This window comes from Mesorhizobium sp. LSJC285A00, from assembly GCF_000503155.1.
Classification (GTDB): Bacteria; Pseudomonadota; Alphaproteobacteria; order Rhizobiales; family Rhizobiaceae; genus Mesorhizobium.
The window spans coordinates 15,691-40,672 of sequence record NZ_AYVK01000035.1 but is presented as its reverse complement, the minus strand read 5'-3'; the positions used below and the strand labels follow the sequence as shown (position 1 = coordinate 40,672).

Here is a 24,982-nt window from a genome sequence, read left to right as displayed (position 1 = left end):
GCTCGGGCCGTCTATCGTCGGCGAAGACAAGGCATGGCGCCACAATCAGCGCCCCCTGGCATTCGTGACCAGGTGAAGAATACCGTTGCGTACCTCTCGCCCCCATGTTTCAAAACAGGTCGATAGACCCGCGAGAATGGTTTCGAAGCCTGCGGGATTGCCCACGGTCCGGCGAGAATTCTAAAAGACGTTCACAATGACACAGCACGCAAAAGACGCACGAATTCTCATGTACAGCCACGACACGTTCGGGCTCGGCCATTTGCAGCGTTGCCGAACGATCGCGCATTCGCTGGTCGGGGATTTCCGCGGACTTCAGGTGCTAATCATTTCGGGCGCCACCATCGCCGGCGCCTTCGACTACCGCGCCCGCGTCGACTTCGTGAAGATCCCCAGCGTCATCAAGCTGCGCAACGGCGAATACACCTCGCTGGAAAAGGACATCGATCTGCACGAGACGCTAAGGATGCGGCAGTCGATTATCCGCCACACGGCCGAGAGCTTCCGGCCGGATATCTTCATCGTCGACAAGGAACCGCTGGGGCTGCGCGGAGAGATCGAGGATACGCTGTCCTACCTCAAGACGCGGGGCACCACGCTCGTGCTTGGCCTGCGCGAGGTGATGGACGCGCCGCATTTGCTCGAAGCGGAGTGGGCACGCAGGGATGTGATGCGCAAGATCGGCCTGTTCTACGACAAGGTCTGGGTCTATGGCCCGCCGGATTTCTACGATCCGCTGACCGGCCTGGAGGTGCCGCCGGCGGTCAGGGCAAAGATGAAGTTCGTCGGTTTCCTGCAACGGAGCCTGCAGCAGAACCAGTTGCCCGGCCACCGGCCCGAGGGCGACTATATCCTGGTTACCACCGGTGGCGGCGGTGACGGCGCCGACCTGATCCACAACGTCATCGAGGCCTATCAGCAGGATCCGCGATTGCAGCACCGGGCGCTGATCGTGCTTGGGCCCTACATGCCGGCGCGCAAGCGCAACAAGCTGGTCCGGAAGGGGGCCAAGATCCCCTATGTCAAGATCATCGAATTCGACAACCGGATGGAAGAGCTGATTGCCGGCGCCAAGGCGGTGGTGGCGATGGGCGGTTACAACACCTATTGCGAGATACTGTCTTTCGACAAGCCGGCGCTGATCGTGCCGCGCGTCACGCCGCGCGAGGAACAGCTGATCCGGGCACGGCGCGCAGCCGAACTCGGCCTCATCGAGATGCTTTTGCCCGAGGAGGCCGAGGATGCCCAGCGGTTTGCCGATGCGCTGCAGGTTTTGCCGGGCCGGCCGCGCCCATCGCAGAGCAATGCGCATCTGACGCTGGAAGGGCTGCCTCATATTTCCGAAATCGTCGCGGAACTGCTCGACCGGCGGGCCGGCCATCACCTTTCGGTCATTGAAGGCATGAACTGAGTTGCAACACCGCAAGATCGTCGTGGTTCTGAAGGGCTATCCGCGGCTGTCGGAAACCTTCATCGCGCAGGAATTGCTCGGTCTCGAGCGTGCGGGGTTCGACCTGATACTTTTCGCGCTCAGGCGGCCGACCGACGCAAAACGTCATCCCGTGCATGACGAGATCAAGGCCCCCGTCCACTATCTACCGGAATATCTGCACAGAGAGCCGCTGCGCGTGGTTCGGTCGCTGTTTGCCTGTCTGCCGCGGCCTGGCTTCTGGCGCGCGCTCAAATCGCTGGCTGCCGATATCCGCCGCGACTTTACCCGCAATCGCGCGCGCCGCTTCGGGCAAGCGCTCGTGTTGGCCGCCGAATGGCCGCAAGACGCGGGCTGGCTGCATGCCCATTTCGCGCACACGCCGGCATCGGTGACGCGCTATGCCAGCCAGCTTCTTGGGTTGCCCTGGAGCTGCTCAGCCCATGCCAAGGACATCTGGACGTCGGCGGACTGGGATCTGGCCGGCAAGCTTTCCTCGGCGCGCTGGACGGTCACGTGCACGAAAACCGGCTTCGACCGTCTGAAAAAACTCGCCAACGGCAGTTCGTCCGTGCATCTGAGCTATCATGGGCTCGACCTTGACCGCTTCGGCAGTTTCGGCGAGGCGCGAAAACAGCGTGACGGCTCGGCGCCGGCCGAACCGGTCATGATCTTGAGTGTCGGACGCGCCGTTGAAAAGAAAGGCTATGATACGTTGCTGGAGGCTCTTGCCCTCTTGCCTGGCGATCTGGCGTGGTGTTTCGAGCATATCGGTGGCGGCGAGGAACTGAAACGGCTGAAGGCGCTGGCGCAAAGGCTCGGGCTGGAGGGGCGCGTCTCCTGGAAAGGCGCGCTGGCGCAGGAGGAGGTGCTTGAGCACTACCGCAGCGCCGACATCTTCGCTTTGGCCTGCAGGATCACCGCGGATGGCGACCGGGACGGCCTGCCGAATGTTCTGGTGGAGGCGGCCAGCCAGCGGCTTGCCTGCGTGTCGACCGATATATCCGGCGTGCCGGAGCTTTTATCGTCGGATGAAACCGGGCTGCTGATTCCCTCGGAAAACCCGACTGCCCTGGCACAGGCGCTGGAGCGCCTGATCCGCGATCCCGTCCTGCGCGTCCGCCTCGGCGACGCCGCGGAGCGGCGCGTGCGAAGCAATTTCGATCATGTGGCAGGCATTGGACAGCTCAAGGAACTGTTCGAGCGGGAGTGGCGGGCCGCCGAATGAAGCGGCTGCGCGCTTTCTTCTATGTTCAGCACCTGCTCGGCATCGGCCATCTCGCGCGCGCCAGCCGCATTGCGGCGGCTCTGGTCGATGACGGGTTCGACGTCACCGTCGTGACCGGCGGAGCGCCGATCGCGGGATTTCCGGGATCGGGTGTAAAATCCGTGACCCTGCCGCCTGTCACCTCCGGTGACGAAGGATTTTCCGGACTTGTCGACCTGCAGGGCAAAGCCGTCGACGATGATTTCAAGACGCGGCGCTCAGAGATGCTGCTGCAGGCTTTCCGGGATTACAGGCCCGACATCGTCATTATCGAGGCGTTTCCCTTTGGACGCCGGCAGATGCGTTTCGAACTCTTGCCACTGATCGAGGCCATCGAAGCGACATCGCCCAGACCGCTGCTGGCGGCGTCCGTCCGCGACATCCTTCAGGAGCGCGTGAAGCCGAGCCGAAACGAAGAAACGGTCGATATCGTCAACAGGCATTTCGATCTTGTCATGGTCCATGGCGATCCGGCTTTCGCAACCATCGACAAGACATTTCCGCTGGCTGGGGCGATCAGGGCCGAGGTCGCCTACACCGGGCTCGTTGCCGCGCCGCCGACGCAAGCGGCCTCAGAGCGCTTCGACGTTCTGGTGTCGGTTGGCGGCGGGGCGGCCGGAAAGAGCCTTGTCAGATCCACCGTCGCGGCGGCGCGAAATGCCGATAACGCCTGGACATGGTGTTTGATCACCGGCCCAAACCTGCCGAAGGACGAGTTTGACGCGATTTCACGCGATGCCTCCCCACGCCTGTCCATCTTCCGGTTCCGCGAGGATTTCGCCAGCCTGTTGACCGGCGCCCGCCTGTCGGTCTCGCAGGCCGGTTACAACACGGTCTGCGATGTCCTGCGCGCGGGGTGTCGCTCGCTTCTCGTTCCATTTGCAGCCGGCGGGGAAACCGAGCAGACGCGTCGCGCCCTGTTACTCGAAGAGCTCGGTCTTGCAACGGTGCTGACGGAACAGGACCTGACGCCTGAAGGTCTGGCGCATGCGACCGAGCAGGCGCTTGCGGGACCGCCGCCAGCCGCGCATCGCCTCGATCTGGAAGGGGCGCGGCGCTCGGCGCAAATCCTGCGCGAGCGCTTCAAACAGTTCCAATCAGCATGAAGCGTGTATAATTTTTTGTCGGCAATTCGCCGGAGAACCTGATCTGCCGCAGCGCCGCCATTGCTTCGAAGGCTGCAAGTGACGCCACGCAGTTGATGTGCGTCGGCTCGCTGAAATAGTCGTTCGACTGCAGCAGCACGTTCGTGCCCCGCGGAAGCAGGGCAAGCCAGGCGCTGAGGTCGGCTATGTGTTCGCAGCTCGTATTGACCACCAAGTCGGGCCCGCCGGCGGCATAGTCGAGTGCGTACATATCTGCCGTCAGCGCTTGAAACCGGTCGCCGGCTTGCCGGTTGAGTGTCCGGGCGACCGCGCCGACTTCGGGATCAATGTCGATGCTGTCGATCGCCGCGATGTCGAAGCGGGCGTCGTTGAAAAGCATCGCCGGCAATACGCCGTACCATCCACCCAGAACCCATATGCGCTCGAACCGACCGCCGCAGCTTTCGAAAAGCCTGTCGAGCGCCCACATCTTGCAGGCGACCTGCTTGTGGTTGAAGGCGTTCGCGATATTGGCCTGCGGATGCTTGGCGATGACGCGCGCCAGCCCGGCCACGAGAGGGTGGTCGACATAGGCGGCAATTCCCCGCGTGAGGTCCAGGGCTTGCTCATGCCCATCCATGCCGGCATTGCGTGGTTGCGTGACATCCATCATATTCGTCTTCTATGTTGGGATTTCGGGCGACACAACGCAATCTTGCCTCATGCAAGGCTGTTCGACTTGCGGACGCGATTGTGCCGCAAGCCGTTTCGCCATTGCCCGGAGGAGGCCGATTGCATTTGTCCGGACCATCGGCATCCATCCGCCTGGCGCGCAGCTGCCGCTTCGAGATCGTCGTTGGCGGCGAAGACATGGCCAATACACCATTCGCCAGCAGGTGCCTTTACATTCTGCATCCTTCAAACTGACAATCGCATATGGAAACCAGCCTAGCCCGCTATATCTGGACGCACACCAGGAAGCAGCAGCTCTGGATATTGATGATCGTCGTGCTTTCGATGGTCCCGTATTTCATGTCGTTCGACCTGCCGAAGCTGATCGTCAACGGCCCGATCCAAGGCAAGGGGTTCGAGCAACCGGGCGCGACCCTGCCATTCATGCGGTTGCACTATAATCTGCCGTTCATCGGCGAGGTCCAGTTCTTCTCCGGTTTTCAACTGGACCGCACGTCGACCCTGCTTGCGCTCAGCCTTGTGTTCCTCTTGCTGGTCGTCATCAACGGCTTGTTCAAGCTCTACATCAACACTTACAAGGGCCGGCTCGGCGAACGCATGCTGCGGCGTATTCGTTTCGACCTGGTCGATCGTGTGCTGCGGTTTCCGCCGGTTTACTTCAAGCGGGTGAAATCCGCCGAAGTGGCGACCATGGTGAAGGACGAGGTGGAGCCGCTGGGCGGCTTCATCGGCGATGCCTTCCTGCAGCCGGTGCTGCTCGGCGGCCAGGCGCTGACGGCCATGCTGTTCATCATGGTCCAGAACGTCTGGCTCGGAATGATAGCGGTCGTGATCGTGGCGATCCAGATCGTGCTTATCCCGCGAATGCGGCGGCGGCTGCTCGTGCTGGGGCGCCAGCGGCAGTTGACGGCGCGCGCGCTGTCGGGCCGGGTTGGCGAAATCGTCGACGGCATCGGCGCGGTTCACGTCCACGATACGTCGAATTACGAGCGCGCCGACATAGCAGCCCGGCTCGGGCTCATCTTCAAAATCCGCTTCGATCTTTACCAATGGAAATTCATGGTAAAGTTCCTCAACAATTTTCTCGCGCAGCTCACGCCCTTTCTGTTCTACATGATCGGTGGCTATCTGGTCATCCAGGGGCGGCTGGATGTCGGCCAGCTCGTGGCCGTGATTGGCGCCTACAAGGACTTGCCCGGACCGATGAAGGAACTGATCGACTGGGATCAGGACCGGCAGGATGTCCAGGTCAAATATCAGCAGGTCGTCGAACAGTTCACCGTCGAGAATATCATCGCGCCGGAAATCGGAGCACTGACGATCGACGATCCCGATCCGATGACCAAGCCGCTGTCGGCGATCAGCCTGTCGATAGCCGACGATGGCGGCGCAATGCTCCTCAATCGCATCTCGCTCGAGGTCAAGCCGGGTGAGACGGTGGCGCTGGTCAGCACCGCAACAGGGGGAGCGGAGGCGCTTGCGGAAGCCTTTGCGCGGCTGACCTGGCCGGATAGTGGAAGGATCGTTTCGGGCTCCGATGACTTGCTCGATCTCCCCGAAGCCGTGACCGGCCGGCGCATGTCCTACGCTTCGTCGGATGTTTTCCTGTTCCAGGCAAGCCTGCGCGACAATTTGCTCTACGGGTTGAAGCATGCGCCGCTGACATCGGTGACATATGACGGCGCCGCGGCGGACCAGCACCGTTGGAATATCGACGAGGCGCGCCGGTCGGGCAATCCGGATCTCGATATCCGCAGCGACTGGATCAACTATGCCTCCGCCGGCGCCACCGGCCCGCACGACCTCTTTGAAGCCGTGCGCCGGGTGCTCGACGCGGTTCTTCTGTCGCGCGACATTCTGGATCTAGGCTTGCGCTCTTCGGCCGACCTCAAGCGCCACACGAAGCTTGCCGGGCGGATCGTCGAATTGCGTGCGGCGCTGCGAACCCGGTTGGAGGAAGAAGGCCTGAGCGCGCTGGTGGTTCCTTTTGAACCGGGCGCCTACAACAAGGAAGCGACGATCGGCCAGAACCTGCTCTTCGGCGCTGCGGCCGGCCCCGAACTGGCTCACAAGGCACTGGCGTCCAATCCCTATTTTGCTTCCGTGCTGAAGCAAGCCGGCCTCGACCGCACGCTCTACGAAATGGGCATGGAGATCGCCGAACAGGCGATCGAGCTGTTTGCCGACCTGCCGCCCGAACATCAGTTCTTCCAGCAGCTCGCCTTCATGAGCGCCGAGGAGATACCCGCCTACGAAACCTTGCTGCAACGGCTCAAGAATCGCCCCTACGATGCGGTTTCGGAGAACGACCGCGCCATGATGGTCACCTTAAGCTTTGCCTATATCGAGCCCCGGCATCGCTTCGGCCTGTTGACCGACGAGCTGATGAGCAAGATCATCGCTGCACGCAACCAGTTCTATGAAAACCTGCCGGCCGAGCTGGAGAAAGCTGTCGAACGGTTTGATCCTGCCAAATACATCGCCGCGGCCACCGTCATGGACAACGTCCTGTTCGGGCGTGTCGGCAACAACCATCCCGACGCGCCGGACCGTATTCGCTCCATCGTCTATGATATTCTTGACGAACTGGGACTTTATGCCGAGCTTCTGGATGTCGGCCTGGACTTCAACGTCGGCGCCGCCGGCAGGCGGCTGACCGGCGGACAGCGACAGAAGCTCGATGTTGCCCGCGCCTTGCTCAAGCGTCCCGATTTCCTCATTCTCAATCGGCCGCTGTCAGCGCTCGACCAGCGCGTGCAGGACAAAGTGTTGCGGAATGTGCTCGACGAAGCCAGACGCGACGGCCATTCGCCGGCAATTGTGTGGGTGGTGACGAATCCGGCAATGGCGGCGATGTTCGATCGGGTTGTGGTCTTTGACTCAGGCCAATTGGTGGAAGACGGAACACACGAGACACTCTTGGCGGGAAACGGTATCTTCAAGGAACTTGTGTCATAGTCTGGCAAACGCGAATTCAGGAAGGTTTGCGACAATGCTGCTCAAGGATGAAGTTGGAATGCTGCAACGCGTTCCCTTGTTCTCTGGCATCGAGCCGACAAAGCTCAAGCTGCTCGCGTTCACGTCCGATCGCGTGAACTACAGTGCCGGCCAGATTCTTTTCCGGCAGGGCGACGAGGCAGACGCGGCCTATGTCATCCTTTCGGGCAGCGCGGATATTCTGGTCGATTCCGACAATGGGCCGATCAAAGTTGCTGAATTGCTGCCAAATTCGATCGTTGGCGAGATTGCCATATTGTGCAACAGCTCCCGTACTGCCACCGTCAAAGCGGCAAGTGAGCTGGAGGCCTTGAGAATCCGCAAGGACCATTTCCTGAGGCTTATGAAGGAGTTTCCCGAAATGACCATCGAGATATTGCGGGTTCTTGCCGATAGGCTAAGCAGTACGACCGCGGACCTGATCGACGCACGAACGGCCGAGAGCGATTCACAGTTGCACTGAAGCGGCGAGCCGCTCTGTTTCTTTGTTTTGATGCAGTTTCCGGAACCGTGTCACACCTTTCCTGGAACGACTCTGGCAGCAGTTGGTTGGCTACGATGGGCGAAAGGGTGCATGGACGACGATTTCTTCCTTGTCAGGTTTTGGGGCGTGCGCGGCAGCATTGCGGTGTCGGGGCCAGAATTTGCTCGCTATGGCGGCAACACGATCTGCATCGAGATGCAATGCGGCAAGCATACGCTTCTGTTCGACGCGGGCTCCGGCTTGCGGCCTGCCGGCAGGACGCTTCGGGCGGCGGGCGTCACCGATTTCGACCTGTTTTTCACCCATTGCCACTACGACCACGTCATCGGGCTGCCGGCTTTCAAGCCTATTTATGAACGAGGCATCAAAGTTACGCTTTGGTCCGGGCATCTGGCTGGACGCATGACGACGCGGCAGATGGTCGATGAATTCATTCGGCCGCCATGGTTTCCGGTGACACTCGGTGTCTGCAAGGCGAGCCTCGACTGCCGCGATTTCGCATCCGGAGACGTGCTTCGGCCGCGCGAAGGAGTTGTTGTGCGGACCGGTAGTCTTACCCATCCGGGCGGCTGCATCGGCTACCGGGTCGAATGGGGGGGCCGCGTCGTGGCGGTCATCACAGACACCGAGCACGAGCCGGGCAAACTCGATCCGGCGGTGCTCGGCCTGATCGAGAATGCCGACCTCGTCATTTACGATTGCACCTACACCGAGGAGGAAATGGAGCGCTACCGCGGCAACGGGCACTCGACATGGCAACAGGGCGTCAAGCTCTGCGAGGCGGCCGGCGCGCGCGGGCTTGCGCTGTTTCACCACGATCCGGCACGCACCGACGATGAGCTGGACGAGATGGAGAAACTGGCCAAAGACAGATTTGCCGGCGCTTTTGCGGCGCGGGATGGCCAGACGCTCACATTTCCAGTCTTGCACAAAAAGCGCTGAGCTATTTTCCGGCGCTGCGTTCTGTCAGTGTGCTGATCGGAAGCCATGCGCAGCCTTCTGCCCGCGCGGTGATCGTGAACAGCCGTTCGAGGAAAAGCCAGGCCGATTCATCATGGACGAGATGGTGGGTGAGCAGGCCGACCGGTTCGCCGCCGCCGAATGCACGCTGCAATTGCGCGACGATGGCCTGAACCAACAGACCATGATCGCGGCAGCCGCGCGTGCCATGCCAATCCATGATGTCGACATTGCTGTTGATGACCGCCAGGGAAGCCGGCCTTGGCGGCCCGAACACCGACAATGCCGCAAATCCTATCGATCGGAGGTCGGGTACCAGGCCGGCGTCGATCCGGTTCCAGGGCGGCACCAGCATCGGAACCGCACGTGCGCCGTGCAGGCCGCTTACACGCGACAGCCCGCCGGCCAGCTCATCCAGCACCACCTCGCGTGGCCGATGCGCGCCAAGCTCCTGCTTTTTTTGACCCTCGGGCGCATGATTTCGGTGCGCCCAGCCATGAATGGCGACCGTGGCATGCGGCGCCGCGTCAAGCCGGACGACAAGCGTCCCGTCGGTCCGGGCCGGAATGACGGCCAGAGTGACCGGCACCCCGAAGTCACCGGTGAGGTCGAGCAACCGATCGAGCGCCGGCGTCGGATCCACGGCGTCATCGTCGCGCAGCCAGAACTCTGCCTTGCGGCCCGCCCGTTGCCGGTGCGCCAGCTCGTCCACCAGGGGCTGCCAAATCGGGTCGGATGTCATGACAACGGGATCATCTTGAGAAGTTCCGCCAGACGGGCCTTTGCAGCACCGAGAGAGCGTTCTTCGAGAACGAAACGTCTGGCCTCTGCAGCCATGATGGTTCTTTCGTCATTGTTGGCCAGAAGCCTTGCAATTGCGGAAGCGAACGCCGCTACATCGCCTGGCGGGGTGAGAAACCCGGTCTGGCCATGCCGCACGACCTCCGGCACGCCGGCAATGTCCTGAGCCACCACCGGAAGGCCGGCGGCCTGTGCTTCAAGATAGGCAATGCCATAGGCCTCGCCGTAACCCGGCCAGACGTAGATTCCCCCGCGATAGAGGACATCCGGCACGGCGACCGGCTCAATAGCGCCAAGCCATTCGATACGGTCGGCGGGCAAGCCGGCGAATTGCGCCTTTACCTCGTCACGGGCAGGTCCGTCCCCGACGACCGACAGCGTCCAGGGGAGATGGCCGATCAACCCGAGCGCCTGCGCCAGCATGCGATAGCTCAAGACCTTGTCGCCCGGGCGCATCATGGCGACGGTCACGAGGCGCGTCGGATAATCCAGTACCGGCATTTCGTGGAATGCCGATGTGTCGATGAAGGGTGAAAGCATACCGAGAGCGGCGTGGGGAACAGCATCCGCCAGCCCCTGGCGATCCCTTTGCGTGAAGCAGATGTTCAGCGCCGCCTGCTCGATGGCTCGCGCCACCAATGCCTGGCTATCGGCCCACGAACCGGCGTTGCGCCGTTCGGAATAGGAGGCTTCGGCCGTCACATAGGGGATGGCAAAGGCCAACGCCAGCTCGGGCCCGATCAGGTCGGGCGCCTTGTAGTAGGGATGATAGGAGAACCAGAGATCGGGCTTGCCGTCACGGTCCCAAAGCCTTGTCAGTCGCGCGGCTTCGTCCCGGGCCTCGATCATGAGCGCATCGAAACTTTTCGGTTCCGGCTGGCGTAGATAGAAGCGCAACTCCGATGCCAGTTCGACGCTATGCCCGCCATGCTGCAGCGCCTGGACCAGCATCCGTGCCATCTGGCGGTCGCCGGAGACAACGGGATGATTGGGCGACTTCAGCGGGGCGTAGAAGGCAATTCGCATCGCGCGATCCTATCATCGCAAAGCCTGCCCAAGTCAATTTCGAGGCATGATCGACTTCACCTTCAAGCGCTGGAATGTGCTATCTGATGCTTATGGAAACAGCTGTCGCGTCCGACCCGTTCGTCGCTTCTTTGCCGGTCTTCGCAAAGTTCGAAAGCGTTGCCGATATCGACAACTATCGGCCTCTCCCCGATGGCTGGGCGCTGGCCACCGCCGACATCGTCGGCTCGACCAAGGCGATCGAGGCCGGGCGCTACAAAACCGTCAATATGGCCGGCGCCAGCGTCATTTCGGCGCTGCTCAATGCACTGGGCCGGCAAGATCTTCCCTTCGTCTTCGGCGGCGACGGCGCGCTCGTGGCGTTTCCCGGCTCGGCGCTGGAGATCGCCCGTAACGCGCTGGCTTCTGTCCAGAGATGGGTGGCGGACGAACTGGACCTGACCTTGCGTGCCGCAATCGTGCCGATAAAGGACATAAGAGCGCAAGGCCTCGACGTTCGCGTGGCGAGGTTCCAGGCCTCCGAAGCAGCCTTCTATGCCATGTTCGCCGGCGGCGGCGGCAGTTGGGCGGAAGCCGAAATGAAAGCCGGGCGCTACCGCGTCGACCCCGCCCCGGCCGGCGCGCGGCCGGATCTGACCGGCCTCTCCTGCCGCTGGAACCCGATCGAAGCCCGGCATGGCGAAATTGTCTCGATCATAGCCGTGCCGGGGGCATCGCGCGACTTGCGTGGTTTCCAGTTTCTGGCTTCCGACATCATCGCCCTTGCCGGCAGGCAGGAGCGCGATGGCCACCCGGTGCCGGTGGACGGTCCGGCCTATAGTCTCTTGCCCGCCGGTCTCGATGTCGAGGCACGGGCCACGGCGCCGCCGGGGCGGCGGTGGCTGGCCAAGCTGTGGGTGATCTTCCTGATGACGCTTACGGCCGTCACCGACAAATTGGGCTGGACGATCGGCGGTTTCGACCCGAAGGTCTACAAACGCGAGGTGGCCAGCAATTCGGATTTCCGCAAGTTCGACGACGGCTTGAAGATGACCATCGACGTCGACGCGGATGTGTTGCAGCGGATCGAGAACCGGCTGAAACAGGCGGAAGAGGCCGGCATCTGCAACTATGGCCTGCACCGCCAGAAGTCGGCCTTGATGACATGCCTCGTCATCTCGCCGCTGCAGCGCGATCATGTTCACTTCATCGATGGCGCCGCCGGCGGCTATGCAATGGCTGCCGCAAGCCTGAAGGCGAAGGCGCCGGTCTGACGACGGCTTGGGGAAATCGATTTTCCGCAATGCGCCTCGGCCATGGTTCTTGAGACCCGGCGAGCCCGACGGTGCCTGAGCCGACCAATTTTTGCGCGATGTCAGGATCGGGATTGCACTTCGCCGGCAGCCTCGCCACATAGTGTCGCAGGTGATTTGTGCGGTCGACGTCTGCTTGCTTCCTGCAAGGACAGTCATTTGGGATATTCTTCGCCGGCTTCTGCCCCCGAAGCCGGCTTCATTGACTTCGAGAATTTGCGGATCAAAGGAGATGGCTCGTCTTCGACGGGTTTCGAGATAGCATGAGCACAGCGCAAGCAGAAATTTCCAACATTCTCATGGATAAGGTTGCCGATTGGCTGACCCAATCGGCGCTGGCGGGCGACGACCTGGAAACATTGGTCAAGGGTTTTTGTGAACGGCTGGCTGCTGCCGGCCTGCCGCTGAAGCGGGTGCATTTGAGCTTTTCGATGCTGCATCCGCTTTATGACGCGCTCGGTTTCACCTGGATTCGCGGCCAAGGCCTGGAAGTGGAAGGCTTCCGGAGTGAGAACGGCGTCCATTCCGACAGATTCCTGACCAGCCCATACTACCATCTGCTCAGCAACAAGCTCGACCATCTGCGGCGCCGGCTCGACCCGTCGGTGCGGTCGGAGTTTCCTGTTTTCGATGAGCTCAGGCTTATGGGCGTCACCGATTACATGGCTTTCGTCCATCCCTTCAACGGCGATACAAGTCAGGGCATGTTGGGGTCCTGGTCCACCGACAGTGCTTCAGGCTTCAGCGACAGCATGATTTCGGCGCTGCTGCGGATCCAGAACCATCTCGCTATAGCAAGCAAGATGGCGGTGCTCACCAAGCTCGCCGACAACATGATGACCACGTATCTCGGCGGTGACGCCGGCAGGCGCGTGCTGGACGGCCAGATCAAGCGCGGCGAGGGCGACACAATCCGGGCCGCGCTGGTGATGGGCGATATGCGCGGGTCGACAAGGCTCGCCGAAACCTCCGGCCGCGAAGTCTATATCGATACGCTGAACCAGTTTTTCGATGCCATCGCAGCACCTTTCAATCGCAAAGGCGGGCAGATCATGAGTTTCCTGGGGGATGGATTCATTGCCGTCTACCCCTGCGAAAGGCACCGGGCGCAGTCAGAGATCGCCTGCCAGGCTGCTCTTGCGGCTGCGCACAAGGCCAGCATGCGCATGATGGAGCTCAATCTGCGCAGAAAAGAGCAAGGACTGGGCGACATAAAATTTGGTATCGGCCTGCATGTCGGCAATGTGATGTTCGGCAATGTCGGGCTTACCGACCGACTCACATTCTCCGTCTTCGGCTCGGCTGTAAACGAGGTCCAGCGTCTCCAGACCCTGACTAAGAAATATCCGCACAGCGTTCTCGCCAGCAAGGACTTCGCCGGCTATTGCGGGGCCAACAGCTGGTTGACGCTCGGCGAGGAGGAACTGGCGGGCAGCAAGCAGAAGCTGACGGTGCTTTCACCCGATCTGTCGGGTGCTCTCGCACTCGATGAAGACGCTGCGCTGCAGCCGTTTCACGATCGGATATCGGACGCCGAGCAGGTCATGCTGCTTCATCGCGATGCCGCGCGGCTGTCGGCGGGCGACCGGAGGAAGCTCCAGTAGTCACCACCATCCGATCTGGACGCCCTGGTATGCTGTCCGGCCGCCGGTCGCCGGGGAATTCGTTTCGAATCCAAGTTGCTCTGCGCTGACAATGCGCTAGTCTTGCTTTTTGGGGCCGGTCGGGAGGCGCCAGATTGGGGCTGGTGTGGGAATGGATGCAGGCGTTGATCTGCTGCGGATCGAGGATGTTGGCATCTCTTTTGCCATTGTCGGGGGACCGTTGCATGCCGTCAGGCGGGCAAATCTTCGCGTCCTGCCCGGCAAGGTCACCGCACTTGTCGGTGAGTCCGGTTCCGGAAAATCGGTTCTCAGCCAGGCCGTGATGGGCATCTTGCCGAACACGGCCCATGTTCGCGGCCGTATCCTGTTTTCCGATCCCAAAAAGCCCGGCACGACGCAGGATATCCTGCAGATGCCGCGAGACGGACCCGAAATCCGGGCGTTGAGAGGCAGCCGCATCGGCAAGATCTTTCAGGAGCCGATGACATCGCTGTCGCCGCTGCACACGATCGGCAACCAGGTCAGCGAATCCCTGCAGATTCATACGCACATGGATCGGACGGAGCGCAAGGCACGGACCGAGGAAATGCTCGGCCTCGTCGGGTTTCCCAATCCCAAGCGCGCCTACGACATGTATCCATTTGAACTTTCTGGAGGATTGCGGCAACGCGCTATGATCGCCATGGCGCTTATCTGCCGGCCCGCTCTGTTGATCGCCGATGAGCCGACGACGGCGTTGGACGTCACCATCCAGGCGCAAATCCTGCAATTGCTTCGTGGGCTCCAGACCAAGCTCAACATGGCAATGCTGCTGATCACGCACGACCTCGGCGTGGTCGCCAATGTCGCCGACGAGGTGGTCGTCATGTACCATGGCGAGATCATGGAAGCAGGCCCTGTGGAGGCAATATTCCGCCGGCCAGGCCACCCTTACCTGAAGGGCCTCATGGCAGCCGTTCCGCATTTCGACCTGAAGCCTGGCGAAAGACTGAAGGCGCTCCGCGAGGTGCCGGTGAATGTCGGGACCCTGCTGGGCAAGCAGACGGCGCCGGAAGCGAAGGGGCCGGACGACATTCTGCTGTCGGTCAGGGATCTGAAAAAGGTCTACACCATCCGCAACTCCGGATGGTTCAGCGGGAGCCATCAGACCTCTGTTCGCGCCGTGGACGGCGTCAGCTTCGACATCAGGCGAGGTGAGTGCCTGGGCCTGGTTGGCGAAAGCGGTTGCGGCAAAACCACCGTCAGCAAGATCCTGATGCGGGCCGTCACCCCTACCGGCGGCTCCGTGATCTTCAACGGCCGCGACGGACCGATCGACGTCCTGGAAGCCGAGGGAGACGCCCTGCGCTTGCTGCGGGCGAAACTCCAGATGGTTTTCCAGGATCCGGTCTCGTCGCTTTCGCCTCGCATGACCGTGGAAAACATCTTGAGCGAGCCGCTGGAAATCCATCAACGTGGCAATGCCGCGTCCCGGCTAGCCACGGTCAAGAGCCTGATGCAGGCAATCGGGCTCGATCCGCGCTTCATCCAGCGCTATCCCCACAGCTTCTCCGGCGGGCAGCGTCAGCGTATCGGCATTGCGCGCGCCTTGGCGCTGGGGCCTGAACTGCTGATCTGCGACGAGCCGGTTTCGGCGCTCGATGTCTCCGTGCAGGCGCAGATCCTGAACCTTCTGAAGGACCTGCAGAAGGAACTGGGCCTGACCTACCTGTTCATATCCCACAATCTGGCGGTGGTGGACTACATGGCGGACCGCATCGCGGTGATGTGCGGCGGGCGTATCGTCGAGCTTGCACCGCGCGAAATTCTGCTCAGGAAACCGATCCACCCCTACACGCGCTCGCTGCTCGCCGCAGTCCCCTTCCCCGATCTCGACCGGCCGATGGATTTCAAGACGCTGAAGCTCGGCGGCGCTTCCGACACCAGCGCATGGGGCCCGCAATTCCGCGACGAGGGCGAAGAGGATATGCTGTCGCCGCTCGATCTCGGCGGCGGCCATCTCGTGCTGGCCCGACGTTCGGCCGATGTCAGCGAGTTACGCCATTGATCAGCCGCCGCACTGTCCTTGGTCTCATGGCTTCGGCATTTCTGCCGGGCACGGCGCGCGCCGGCGATCTGGAGCCGGATTTTCTTCAGCCGCAGCTGAAAGCCAGGGCTCTGCCGCCACTCGCGGAGCGCCTGCCCAAAAGCCCGCGCGCGTTGAACCTCGCGGCGATGGGCCGGCAGCCCGGCCAGTATGGCGGCACGCTGCGTACGATCATCGGCAGCCAGAAAGATATCCGGATGATGACGATCTACGGGTATTCCCGGCTGGTCGGCTATGACGAAAAGCTTAACTTTCAGGCCGACATTCTCGAAAGTTTCGACGTAAAGGATGATCGCGTCTTCACGTTCAAGATTCGTGAAGGCCATAAATGGTCAGACGGCAGCCTGCTGACGCCGGAGGATTTTCGTTATTGCTGGGAAGATGTCTGGCTGAACGATGAGCTTTCGCAAGGGGGGCTCGCCCCTGCCCTGCTGGCGGACGGCAAGCCGCCACGTTTCGAGATCGTCGATCCGTTGACGGTCCGCTACAGTTGGGACGCGCCCAATCCCGACTTCCTGCCCAAACTTGCCGCTGCTTCGCCGACACCGCTTGTTTTGCCGGCCGCCTATCTCAAGCAGTTCCACAAGAAATATCAGGATCCATTCCGGCTCGCCGGCCTGATGAAGGAGAACCGGACCGCAAAATGGACGCTGCTGCACATCCGCATGTCGCGGCAGTATCGCCCGGAGAACCCGGATCTGCCGACACTCGACCCCTGGCAGAACCGGACCAAGCCGCCGGCCGAGCAGTTCATCTTCGAGCGCAACCCGTTCTTTCATCGAACAGACGAGAACGGCCGGCAACTGCCCTATGTCGACCGGATCATCATGAATGTCAGCTCGTCGGCGATCATCTCCGCCAAGACCGGTGCGGGCGAGAGCGACCTGCAATGCATGGGAATCGACTTCAGCGATTACTCCTTCCTGAAGGACGCGGAGAAGCGCTACCCGGTGAAGATGCATCTGTGGAAACGCACACAGGGTTCGCGGCTGGCGCTCATGCCCAATCTGAATTGTGCCGACCCGGTGTGGCGTGGCCTTTTGCGTGACGTGCGCGTGCGCCGCGCACTTTCGCTCGCTGTGGACCGGCGCGAGATCAACATGGCCGTCTTCTACGGATTGGCGCAGGAAAGCGCCGATACGGTCTTGCCGGAGAGCCCGCTCTACCGGCCGGAATTCGCGAAAGCCTGGGTCGCCCACGATCCCGACCAGGCCAATGCACTGCTTGACGAGGTCGGGCTTCAGGCCCGTGACGATGACGGCCTGCGGCTACTTCCCGATGGACGCCCGGCGCAGATCATCGTGGAAACGGCCGGCGAAAGCACGCTGGAAACCGATGCGCTCGAACTCATCACCGATCACTGGCGCAAGATAGGCATCGCTTTGTTCATCCGGACTTCGCAGCGCGACATCTTCCGCAGCCGCGCGCTTGGCGGCCAGATCCTGATGTCGATGTCGTCGGGCATCGACAATGGCGTGCCGACCGCAGACATGAATCCATACCAGCTGGCCCCCACCATCGACGACCAGCTGCAATGGCCGCTCTGGGGCGCTTACTATCTGTCGCATGGCAAGATGGGTGAGGCGCCCGATGTTCCTGAAGTGGTCGAGTTGATGGCTTTGCTCAAGCGCTGGAACGGATCGACCGAATCCAGCGAGCGCGCCGAAATCTGGAACTCGATGCTGTCGATCTACACCGATCAGGTGTTCTCTATCGGTACGGTGAACGAAACACTTCAGCCGATTCTGGTATCCTCGCGGCTGCGCAACCTGCCTGACAAAGCACTCTACGGCTACGACCCGACCTCCTATTTCGGTGTCTATTTGCTGGACACATTCTGGCTTGGAGGCTCCTGAGCGTGCTTCGATATCTTGTCTGGCGCATCGCCGTGATGGTTCCAACGCTGCTGGTCATATCGGCGCTGGTGTTCACCATCATCGAACTTCCACCGGGCGATTATTTCGACAGCTATGTCGCTGAGCTTCGGGCCCAGGGCGAAGCGGTGGATTCCGACCGCATCCAGATGATGCGCAAAGAATATGGTTTCGACCAGCCGCCGGTCATTCGCTACTTCTACTGGGTGGGCGGGATGCTGCACGGCGATTTCGGCTATTCCTTCGAATATGAGCTGCCGGTTCGCGACGTCGTCGGCGACCGAATGTGGCTGACCGTGCTGGTTTCCTTCGTCACGATCATCTTCACCTGGCTCATCGCCTTTCCGATCGGCATGTACTCCGCCACGCATCAATACAGCTGGGGCGACTACGGCCTGACTTTCTTCGGCCTTCTCGGCCTTGCCATTCCGAATTTCATGCTGGCGCTGATCCTGATGTATTTCGCCAACATCTGGTTCGGCACGTCCATCGGCCACCTCATGGACCAGCAATATCTCGGCGAGCCGATGAGCTGGGCCAAGGCGAAGTCGATCCTCGCCCATCTCTGGATCCCGGTCCTGATCATCGGCACCGGCGGCACGGCGAGCATGATCCGGCGGCTGCGCGCCAATCTGCTCGACGAACTGCACAAGCAATATGTCGTTACAGCGCGCGCCAAGGGCCTGCATCCGTTCAAGGCGCTGGTCAAATATCCGCTGCGCATGGCGCTCAATTTCTTCATTTCCGACATCGGCTCGATCCTGCCGGCCATCATCTCCGGCGCTGAGATCACGGCTATCGTTCTGTCTTTGGAAACGACCGGGCCGATGCTGATCAAGGCGCTGCAAAGCCAGGATATGTATCTGGCAGGGTCATTCCTGATGTTCCTCGCCTTCCTGACGGTTATCGGCGTGCTGATTTCCGACCTGGCGCTGGCGCTGCTTGATCCACGAATTCGTTTGCAGGGTGGCAGCACCAAATGAAGCAGGACTCGCCGCTGCCCGCTCCGGGTGCTCCACTGCAACACTACATTTCCAGCGCGCCCTTCGACCTGCAGTCGGTCGAGGCGATGACGCCGGAGCAATCGAAGGTCTTTCAGGCATCGCAGTTGCGGCTGATGTGGTGGAAATTCCGCAAACACCGGCTTGCGCTTATATCCGGCATATTCCTGGCAGTGCTGTATTCCGGGATACTGATCTGCGAGTTCCTGGCGCCCTACAATCTGCACTCGCGCAACATGGACTACATCTATGCGCCCCCGCAGCACGTGCATCTGTTCCACAATGGCGAGTTCGTCGGGCCGTTCGTCTATGGCCGCCAGATGACGCTGGATATGGACACGCTCAAGCGGAACTACATCGAGAACCACGACGACGTTCAGCGGCTCCGTTTCTTCTGCCAGGGCGACACTTATCGGTTCTGGGGCCTGATCGAAGGTGACAGGCATTTTGTCTGTCCTGCCGAAAACGGGCAGCTGTTTCTGGCCGGCACCGACAGGCTGGGGCGCGACGTGCTCTCGCGCATGATCTATGGCGCACGCATTTCACTGACTATCGGCCTCGTCGGCATCAGTTTCAGCTTCCTGCTCGGCATCGTCATCGGCGGGCTGGCCGGCTATCACGGCGGTATCTTCGACCTGATCGTCCAACGGATAATCGAAGTCCTGCAATCGATTCCCAGCATTCCGCTATGGCTGGCCCTGGCGGCGATCATGCCGATAACGTGGAGTCCGATCCTGATCTATTTCGGCATCACCGTCATCCTCGGGCTGCTCGACTGGACCGGACTGGCGCGGGCCGTGCGTTCAAAGCTTCTGGCCTTGCGCGAGGAGGATTACGTTCTGGCCGCGCAGTTGATGGGCGCCGGAAGCAGCCGCATCATCAGGCGGCATCTCATTCCCGGCTTCATGTCGCATCTGATCGCGACGGCGACGCTCTCCATCCCTGGCATGATCCTGGGCGAAACGGCGCTGAGCTTCCTCGGGCTCGGCCTGAGGGCGCCGATAACCAGCTGGGGCATCCTGCTCACCGAGGCGCGCAGCGTCAGCGTGATCGCGTTCTATCCATGGCTGCTTTTGCCGATGCTGCCGGTCATCCTCGTTATCATGGCGTTCAACTTCCTCGGCGACGGCTTGCGGGACGCCGCAGACCCCTACAAGTGATATCGCTGTTCCACCGCGCGGCCTGCCGAACACTCCACCCGGTATGACGCTTGTCGGCGGCCGGTTGCGTTATTGCAGGGTTCGTCGTTCGCCTTTATATGCAGCAAGCCTCGATCGGGGCTGCTGGTTCAGGACACACAATCGCATATGAGTCGCCTCGATAATTTCATCAGCAGGATGACCGCGCAGCGCGACATTCTTAATCGAATCTGCCCCGAGGTGGCGAAGATGGAGGGGCTTGTGCTTGAGCTCGGCCTCGGCAATGGCCGGACATTCCACCATCTGCGCGAGCTTCTGCCCGGGCGCCGGATCGTGGTGTTCGACCGCGAAGTTGGCGCGCACACTAGCTCAATTCCCGAAGCTGAAAACCTCGTGCTCGGCGAAATACGCGAGACGGGCCGCAAGTTCATTGGCATCGAAGCCGCCCTTGTTCATGCCGACATCGGCACCGGCTATGACGATCGCGATGCAGTGACCGCTACCTGGCTTCCCGATCTGATTGCGAGCCTGCTTCGCGTCGGCGGCTTCGCGGTCAGTGGCACGCCGCTCGATCACCCGCTGCTGCAACACCTCCCGGCGCCCACTTCGGAGCCCGCCGACCGTTATTTCCTCTGCAAGCGCGTGTAAGCGGCAGAGAACTCTTCAGGGGATCGTATAAACCGCAATCTCCCGCTCGATGCCGCGCAGCGAGACCTCGTGCGGCACGGGCGTCAGCGCGTTCCTGTGCAACAAATCGGCAGTGAGATTGTCGTCGACCACCGCACGCGTGGCGAAGATCGCCTGTGCGTTGGCGAGGTTCTGGACCCGCGAAGCAATGTTGACCGTCTGGCCGAAATAATCCTGCCGCTCGTTCATGGACACGGCTATGCAGGGGCCGGCATGAACACCGATCTTTAGCAGAAGGTCCTCGCGCCCGCTTTTGTCATTGAGCGCCCGCATGGCGTCGCGCATCCGCAGCGCCGCGGCAATCGCACGGTCAGGCGTCGCGAAGGTCGCCATCACCGCATCGCCGATCGTCTTCACAACCGCGCCTGCCTCCGCCGCGACGATCTCGTGCAGAACCTGGAAATGCTCGCGCACGAGATCGAAGGCTGAAAGATCGCCCACCCGCTCGTAAAGCTCGGTCGATCCGCGCAGATCGGTGAACAGGAAGGTCAGGCTGGTGATCTTCAGGCGCTGGTTGATGTCGAGCGTATCCGTGCGATAGAGATCCCGGAACGTCTGGTTGGTGAGCAGGCGCTTGGCGGTCACGAAGGGCCGGCGCTTGCCCAGGAAATCATGCAATACCGGGCAGGCGATGAAGACCGTCGGCAGCACGCGCGTGTCGGTCCTGTTTTCCAGCGAAATGCGCAATGGGCCGGGCTGCATCTCCAGCGTCTGGCTCTGGACATGGTCGCGGTCGAAGGCCAGAGAGAGGTTTCGCCGCTCTTTTGCCGGTTCGCCCTTCGCGTCGATGAACTGGGCCGAATGCGTGACCGGCTCGAAGACGATGATGAATTGGGGCGGAAGCTGGATGTGCAGAACCGCCTTTTCACCGGGCGCTAGCTCGATATCTTCCAGCGAGAACGCTTCCATCTTTTCCGCCAGATCCTCGTCCGGCAGATCGGCCCCGGACGCCCAGTAGATCTGGCGGTAATATTCCACCAACGGCAGTTCGTGTGGATTGTGGGCGGCAATCCTGCGCACACGGGGACTGACGGTGAATGTCACCTCGACCATCTCGTCGAGTGTCGGCGAATAGCCCTGGGAGCACAGCGCGCAGGTGTATTCGTCCTTCTGCATGGTTTTCAGCGTGGCGTTGGTGTCGAGCACGCCGCCACAGCCGGGGCACAGAACATTCCAGGAAATGTCGAAGATGCCCACCCGCACCGCATGGAGAAAGGCGCTTATGGTGCGTTCCTCGTCGAGGCCATGCTTGCTGGCGAAGGCCAGCGCATTGATGCGGCAAAGTTCGCGGTCCTTGCCCTCGGCGATGGTTTGCCGGATTGCGTCGATTGCCTGCGGATCGACATCGGTCGATTGCCGCAGAAGCGAGAACAGATCCTGAGCTTCGGTCATCGTGCAGGCTCCGGAAATTGCGCCGCTAGAGCATGATGCCGAAAAGTGTGAAGCGGTTTTCGGACGACATCATCCTCTATTTCCTGATTTAGAGGCGGATTCAGATTTCAGGTCGGACAGACCTGAAATCATCCGGCTCTAGGCGTGTTGGCCGGACCGATCTTCGACCCGAACGCTCCATCATACTGCGAAATGAACCGTACGGCCATTCGAATGGACAAGCCTGGTGACAGGTCAATTTCCATTTGTTGAATTCCAAACTATGATAGCCCATGGGGCATTCATCTCTGGGGTTTTCTCCATGCCGACACGCGACAACCCGCCGTTTCCGGCGGCCCTGCGCCTTTTCTCGGCGGGGGTCATCATCGTCCTGATCGTCGGGGCCGGCCTGTTTTTCGCGCCCGCGCTGGTCAAGCCGCGCTGGCCCTGGGCCGTCACGCCGTTCAATGCCCGCTTCCTCGGCGGCTTCTACACCGCCGAAATGGCAGTGATGGCGGCGCTGCTGGTCTGGAATCGCTGGTCGCCCGGCAGGCTTGTGCTGGTCATGGCCTTCATCTTCACCGTCATCGTGTCGGCGGCTTCGTTCATCAACCTTGGCTATTTCAACTTCGAGCGCAAAGCCCCCTGGCTATGGTTTCTGGTCTATCTTGCGTCGGCCGCTGTATCCGGGCTGTTCCTGTGGCGGGCAAGGGCCCGCCCTTCTGCAAAAGGCGTGATCTTAAACCCCGCATGGCGCGCCTACCTACCGGTGGAAATGACGATCCTCGGGGTCTACGGCGTCGGCCTGTTGCTGTTTCCCCTGACATTCGGTGGCTTCTGGCCATGGCCGATCGATGCCTTCCACGCCCAGGTCTACAGTGCCATCTTCCTCGCGGGTGCAGGCGGCACCTATCTCCTCTGGAGAAGTGCGCCGCGTGAGGAATTGCTGGTGCTCGGCCTGGCGCAGTTTCTGGTTGGCCTGCTTGCCGTTCTTGGCCTCGTCATCACCGACGCCGCCGTGCACCGGATCGACTGGACGGCGGCCGGGACATTGTGCTGGCTTGCCCTTTTCGGCTGGATCGGCATCAGCGGTATCCTCAAATTCTACGCCGCCCCCCGGCATTTTGCCGCGCAATCGGCATAGGTCGCAGAGACGGCTGGATTTTCAGGTGACGTCCGGTGCATCGTGCCGGGCATATTGCCTCTGTCCTTTGTTCTGACGCAATTCCGGACGGAAAACCGCTCACACTTTTCCTGGAATTGCTGTAGCCGGAAAAGCCATGACCAGCACGCCACCCCTAGAGAAAATCCAGCCGCAGCTCCGGGCCGTCCGGCCAAGCGATGCCGAGGCGCTTTGCGCTATCTTCAATATGCCGGGCTTCCGCTGGGGCACACTCAGGATGCCATTCGAGATGGTGGAGCAGGTGGAGCGGCGCATCGCCAAGTCCGGCCCGGAAACCACCTGGATCGTTGCCGAGTCGGACGGCAAGGTTGTCGGCCATGGCAGCCTGGTCGCGCAGGGTTCGCCGCGCCGCTCGCATATCGGCGAGATCAATATCGGCCTTGACGATGGTTTTGTCGGCAGAGGCATCGGCTCTGCCATCCTAGGCGCGCTGCTTGACGTGGCCGACAATTGGCGCGCCCTTAAGCGGGTCGAGTTGACTGTCTATGCCGACAACGAACCGGCCATCCGTCTCTACACAAGCCATGGCTTCGAGGTCGAAGGCCGGCATGTGAAGGCCGGTTTTACCGACGGGCAGTACCACGACCTCCTGAGCATGGCCCGGCTGCGGTTCTGATGACCACCGTCCCTGCCCTTGCCCCTCCGGTGGACATTTTGGCCGTGCTGTCGCTGCTCTGCCCGGAGGTCGTGCGTGACATCGAGCAGAACTGGAATGCACCGGTTTCCGATTATGCCCGCCATCTGTGGCGGCCGGTGGCAAGGCCTGGATCGGCCCCGTCGATTGCTGCCCGCTCGATCCTGCGCGACGTCCTGCAGCAGCGCCTCGGTGCGATCATGCAGCCTGAAGCGATCGGCAAGGCCCTCAACGAATTCGACCACAGACCGGTTATCCAGTCCGGCCTGCACTGCCTGCTTCTGATGGATCGCATCACCTTCGATGCCCTGCTGCTTGCCTGGCTCGGCGCGGTCGAAAACGGGCTGTCGGCTTTTTTCGGCTTCATGGGAACGACCATGACCATGGAGACAACCGGCCGGGAGGGGCCGGGATGGCTCGATGTCGGCGACGACAAGGTCAATTTGTTTGGCATGGGGCGCCACAAACTGTGCCGCAAAAGCGCCTGCGCGGCCGGTCCCGTTACCCTCAACGGGCGCGCGCTCGAAACGGTGGGCAATGAGACGGATGCCAGAAGCTGGCTGGGCACGCTGCTTGCCAGCCAGGAAAAGGTGTTTGCAACCGCCGCCGATGCGCTGACAGAACTCAACGAGGATCTGGTCGCCGATTGGGATCGTTCCGGCATGGCTCGGCCGGTTTTCATCGATGATAGGCTGGCCGCGACTGTCGTGTCGCGGCATCTGGAAGATGAAGGCAGCCTTCTTTCCAGGCTGCTCCTCGAGCCAGCAAGGCGCCGGCGTCTCGACCATGCCTTGCAAGAAGCCGCATCGGGCCCATTTGGCAGGTTCCTGCCCAATGCCACGGCCTATTTCTGGGGCATCCGCGAGCAGCGCGTGCGCAAGCTCGTCCTCGAGAACGGGCGGCTGATCGAGCCTGACAGGCCGCATGGTCTTTCCATCCCGTTCGAGCGGCCGCATCTCCAGCAGGCACTGCTCGACGGCATGCTTTTGCCGGACTTGTTCCTGATGTTCCTCGCCCTTGCCATATTGCCGCGCGTGCGGGTTGTGGGCGGCCTGAGACAGATTGGCTATGTCGCGCTTTTCCACTCGATCCTGCTGGCTGCGCTTGATGAAAACGCGCCAGAAGAGCGCGATCTGGCCGCCGAGCTGCAGGTTCGGGAAAATGCCTGGGGCATGCGGGTCATCGATGAAAAGATCTCGGTCCGCGAGCAGCTTGCCAGCCTGCCGGAAGGAGCGCTCTTCCCGGACCTGCTGCGGCAATACCGGTTGCGGACATTTGCCGAGACGACCGATGACCTGAAACCGGTCCGCGAAAACGCCCGATGGCGCAAGATCGGCCGGGCCTCAGGCCTCTGACCCGGCCGGGCTTT

At 61.4% G+C, this 24,982-nt stretch carries 20 protein-coding genes; 16 read left to right on the top strand and 4 right to left on the bottom strand.

Features of this window, described 5'->3' with window-relative positions; translation table 11 throughout:
* Positions 1 to 196: 196 nt before the first annotated feature.
* From X726_RS144890 to X726_RS144900, 3 genes are read left to right on the top strand one after another with little or no spacing between them, the layout of a single operon-like run.
* Positions 197 to 1,411 (top strand): glycosyltransferase family protein, encoded by a 1,215-nt coding sequence (locus X726_RS144890; RefSeq protein WP_023672150.1) that lies wholly within the window; start codon positions 197 to 199, stop codon positions 1,409 to 1,411.
* Between the two features lies 1 nt (position 1,412).
* Entirely contained in the window at positions 1,413 to 2,657 is a 1,245-nt protein-coding gene (locus X726_RS144895) for a glycosyltransferase (protein WP_023672149.1), read from the top strand.
* Entirely contained in the window at positions 2,654 to 3,802 is a 1,149-nt protein-coding gene (locus X726_RS144900; RefSeq protein ID WP_023672148.1) for a glycosyltransferase, read from the top strand. Before X726_RS144895 ends, X726_RS144900 begins: the two co-directional genes overlap by 4 nt.
* Here the strand turns inward: X726_RS144900 and X726_RS144905 are convergent.
* Complete coding sequence (locus X726_RS144905) at positions 3,780 to 4,451, bottom strand: class I SAM-dependent methyltransferase (protein ID WP_084558991.1); 672 nt, start codon at positions 4,449 to 4,451, stop codon at positions 3,780 to 3,782. The two genes, X726_RS144900 and X726_RS144905, sit on opposite strands and share 23 nt — an antisense overlap.
* 266 nt (positions 4,452 to 4,717) lie before the next feature.
* Between X726_RS144905 and X726_RS144910 the strand changes: the two genes are divergently transcribed.
* The 3 genes from X726_RS144910 to X726_RS144920 all read left to right on the top strand — a co-directional run bounded on the left by X726_RS144910 (position 4,718) and on the right by X726_RS144920 (position 8,897).
* Positions 4,718 to 7,432, top strand: a complete 2,715-nt coding sequence (locus tag X726_RS144910; RefSeq protein ID WP_023672145.1) for an ABC transporter ATP-binding protein — start codon at positions 4,718 to 4,720, stop codon at positions 7,430 to 7,432.
* A gap of 34 nt (positions 7,433 to 7,466) precedes the next feature.
* Positions 7,467 to 7,934 carry a cyclic nucleotide-binding domain-containing protein gene (locus X726_RS144915; protein ID WP_023672144.1) on the top strand — a complete coding sequence of 156 codons (468 nt, stop codon included), beginning with the start codon at positions 7,467 to 7,469 and terminating at the stop codon, positions 7,932 to 7,934.
* A gap of 111 nt (positions 7,935 to 8,045) precedes the next feature.
* A complete protein-coding gene (locus X726_RS144920; protein WP_023672143.1) occupies positions 8,046 to 8,897 on the top strand; it encodes an MBL fold metallo-hydrolase in 852 nt (283 codons plus the stop codon).
* Position 8,898: 1 nt separating this feature from the next.
* On the opposite strand, the gene X726_RS144925 is transcribed toward X726_RS144920, so the two are convergent.
* Both X726_RS144925 and X726_RS144930 read right to left on the bottom strand, forming a co-directional pair.
* Entirely contained in the window at positions 8,899 to 9,657 is a 759-nt protein-coding gene (locus X726_RS144925; protein ID WP_023672142.1) for a polysaccharide deacetylase family protein, read from the bottom strand.
* Entirely contained in the window at positions 9,654 to 10,742 is a 1,089-nt protein-coding gene (locus tag X726_RS144930) for a glycosyltransferase family 4 protein (protein WP_023672141.1), read from the bottom strand. The genes X726_RS144925 and X726_RS144930 overlap by 4 nt, the downstream gene beginning before the upstream one ends.
* Positions 10,743 to 10,816: 74 nt before the next feature.
* Between X726_RS144930 and X726_RS144935 the strand changes: the two genes are divergently transcribed.
* The 7 genes from X726_RS144935 (at position 10,817) to X726_RS144965 (ending at position 20,386) form a co-directional block, all read left to right on the top strand.
* On the top strand, positions 10,817 to 11,995 hold the full coding sequence (locus X726_RS144935) for a DUF3095 domain-containing protein (protein ID WP_031196755.1): 1,179 nt from the start codon (positions 10,817 to 10,819) through the stop codon (positions 11,993 to 11,995).
* A gap of 302 nt (positions 11,996 to 12,297) precedes the next feature.
* Positions 12,298 to 13,638, top strand: a complete 1,341-nt coding sequence (locus tag X726_RS144940; protein ID WP_023672139.1) for an adenylate/guanylate cyclase domain-containing protein — start codon at positions 12,298 to 12,300, stop codon at positions 13,636 to 13,638.
* Positions 13,639 to 13,789: 151 nt separating this feature from the next.
* Positions 13,790 to 15,685 carry an ABC transporter ATP-binding protein gene (locus X726_RS144945; RefSeq protein ID WP_023672138.1) on the top strand — a complete coding sequence of 632 codons (1,896 nt, stop codon included), beginning with the start codon at positions 13,790 to 13,792 and terminating at the stop codon, positions 15,683 to 15,685.
* On the top strand, positions 15,682 to 17,580 hold the full coding sequence (locus X726_RS144950; RefSeq protein WP_023672137.1) for an ABC transporter substrate-binding protein: 1,899 nt from the start codon (positions 15,682 to 15,684) through the stop codon (positions 17,578 to 17,580). The genes X726_RS144945 and X726_RS144950 overlap by 4 nt, the downstream gene beginning before the upstream one ends.
* A gap of 2 nt (positions 17,581 to 17,582) precedes the next feature.
* Positions 17,583 to 18,581, top strand: coding sequence for an ABC transporter permease (locus X726_RS144955; protein WP_023672136.1), 999 nt, complete (start codon positions 17,583 to 17,585; stop codon positions 18,579 to 18,581).
* The gene (locus X726_RS144960) at positions 18,578 to 19,759 is read left to right on the top strand and encodes an ABC transporter permease (protein ID WP_031215310.1); all 1,182 of its coding nucleotides are present in this window, start codon (positions 18,578 to 18,580) and stop codon (positions 19,757 to 19,759) included. The genes X726_RS144955 and X726_RS144960 overlap by 4 nt, the downstream gene beginning before the upstream one ends.
* 147 nt (positions 19,760 to 19,906) lie before the next feature.
* Complete coding sequence (locus X726_RS144965) at positions 19,907 to 20,386, top strand: class I SAM-dependent methyltransferase (RefSeq protein WP_023672134.1); 480 nt, start codon at positions 19,907 to 19,909, stop codon at positions 20,384 to 20,386.
* A 15-nt stretch (positions 20,387 to 20,401) separates the two neighbouring features.
* On the opposite strand, the gene X726_RS144970 is transcribed toward X726_RS144965, so the two are convergent.
* Positions 20,402 to 21,817, bottom strand: coding sequence for an adenylate/guanylate cyclase domain-containing protein (locus X726_RS144970; RefSeq protein WP_023672133.1), 1,416 nt, complete (start codon positions 21,815 to 21,817; stop codon positions 20,402 to 20,404).
* 301 nt (positions 21,818 to 22,118) lie between these two features.
* Here X726_RS144970 and X726_RS144975 point away from each other — a divergent pair, with 301 nt between their 5' ends.
* The 3 genes from X726_RS144975 (at position 22,119) to X726_RS144985 (ending at position 24,968) form a co-directional block, all read left to right on the top strand.
* Positions 22,119 to 22,940 carry a hypothetical protein gene (locus X726_RS144975; protein WP_023672132.1) on the top strand — a complete coding sequence of 274 codons (822 nt, stop codon included), beginning with the start codon at positions 22,119 to 22,121 and terminating at the stop codon, positions 22,938 to 22,940.
* Between the two features lie 136 nt (positions 22,941 to 23,076).
* Positions 23,077 to 23,595 (top strand): GNAT family N-acetyltransferase, encoded by a 519-nt coding sequence (locus X726_RS144980; RefSeq protein ID WP_023672131.1) that lies wholly within the window; start codon positions 23,077 to 23,079, stop codon positions 23,593 to 23,595.
* Positions 23,595 to 24,968: a hypothetical protein gene (locus X726_RS144985; RefSeq protein WP_031215308.1), complete on the top strand. Its 1,374-nt coding sequence runs from the start codon at positions 23,595 to 23,597 to the stop codon at positions 24,966 to 24,968. The genes X726_RS144980 and X726_RS144985 overlap by 1 nt, the downstream gene beginning before the upstream one ends.
* Positions 24,969 to 24,982 lie beyond the last annotated feature (14 nt).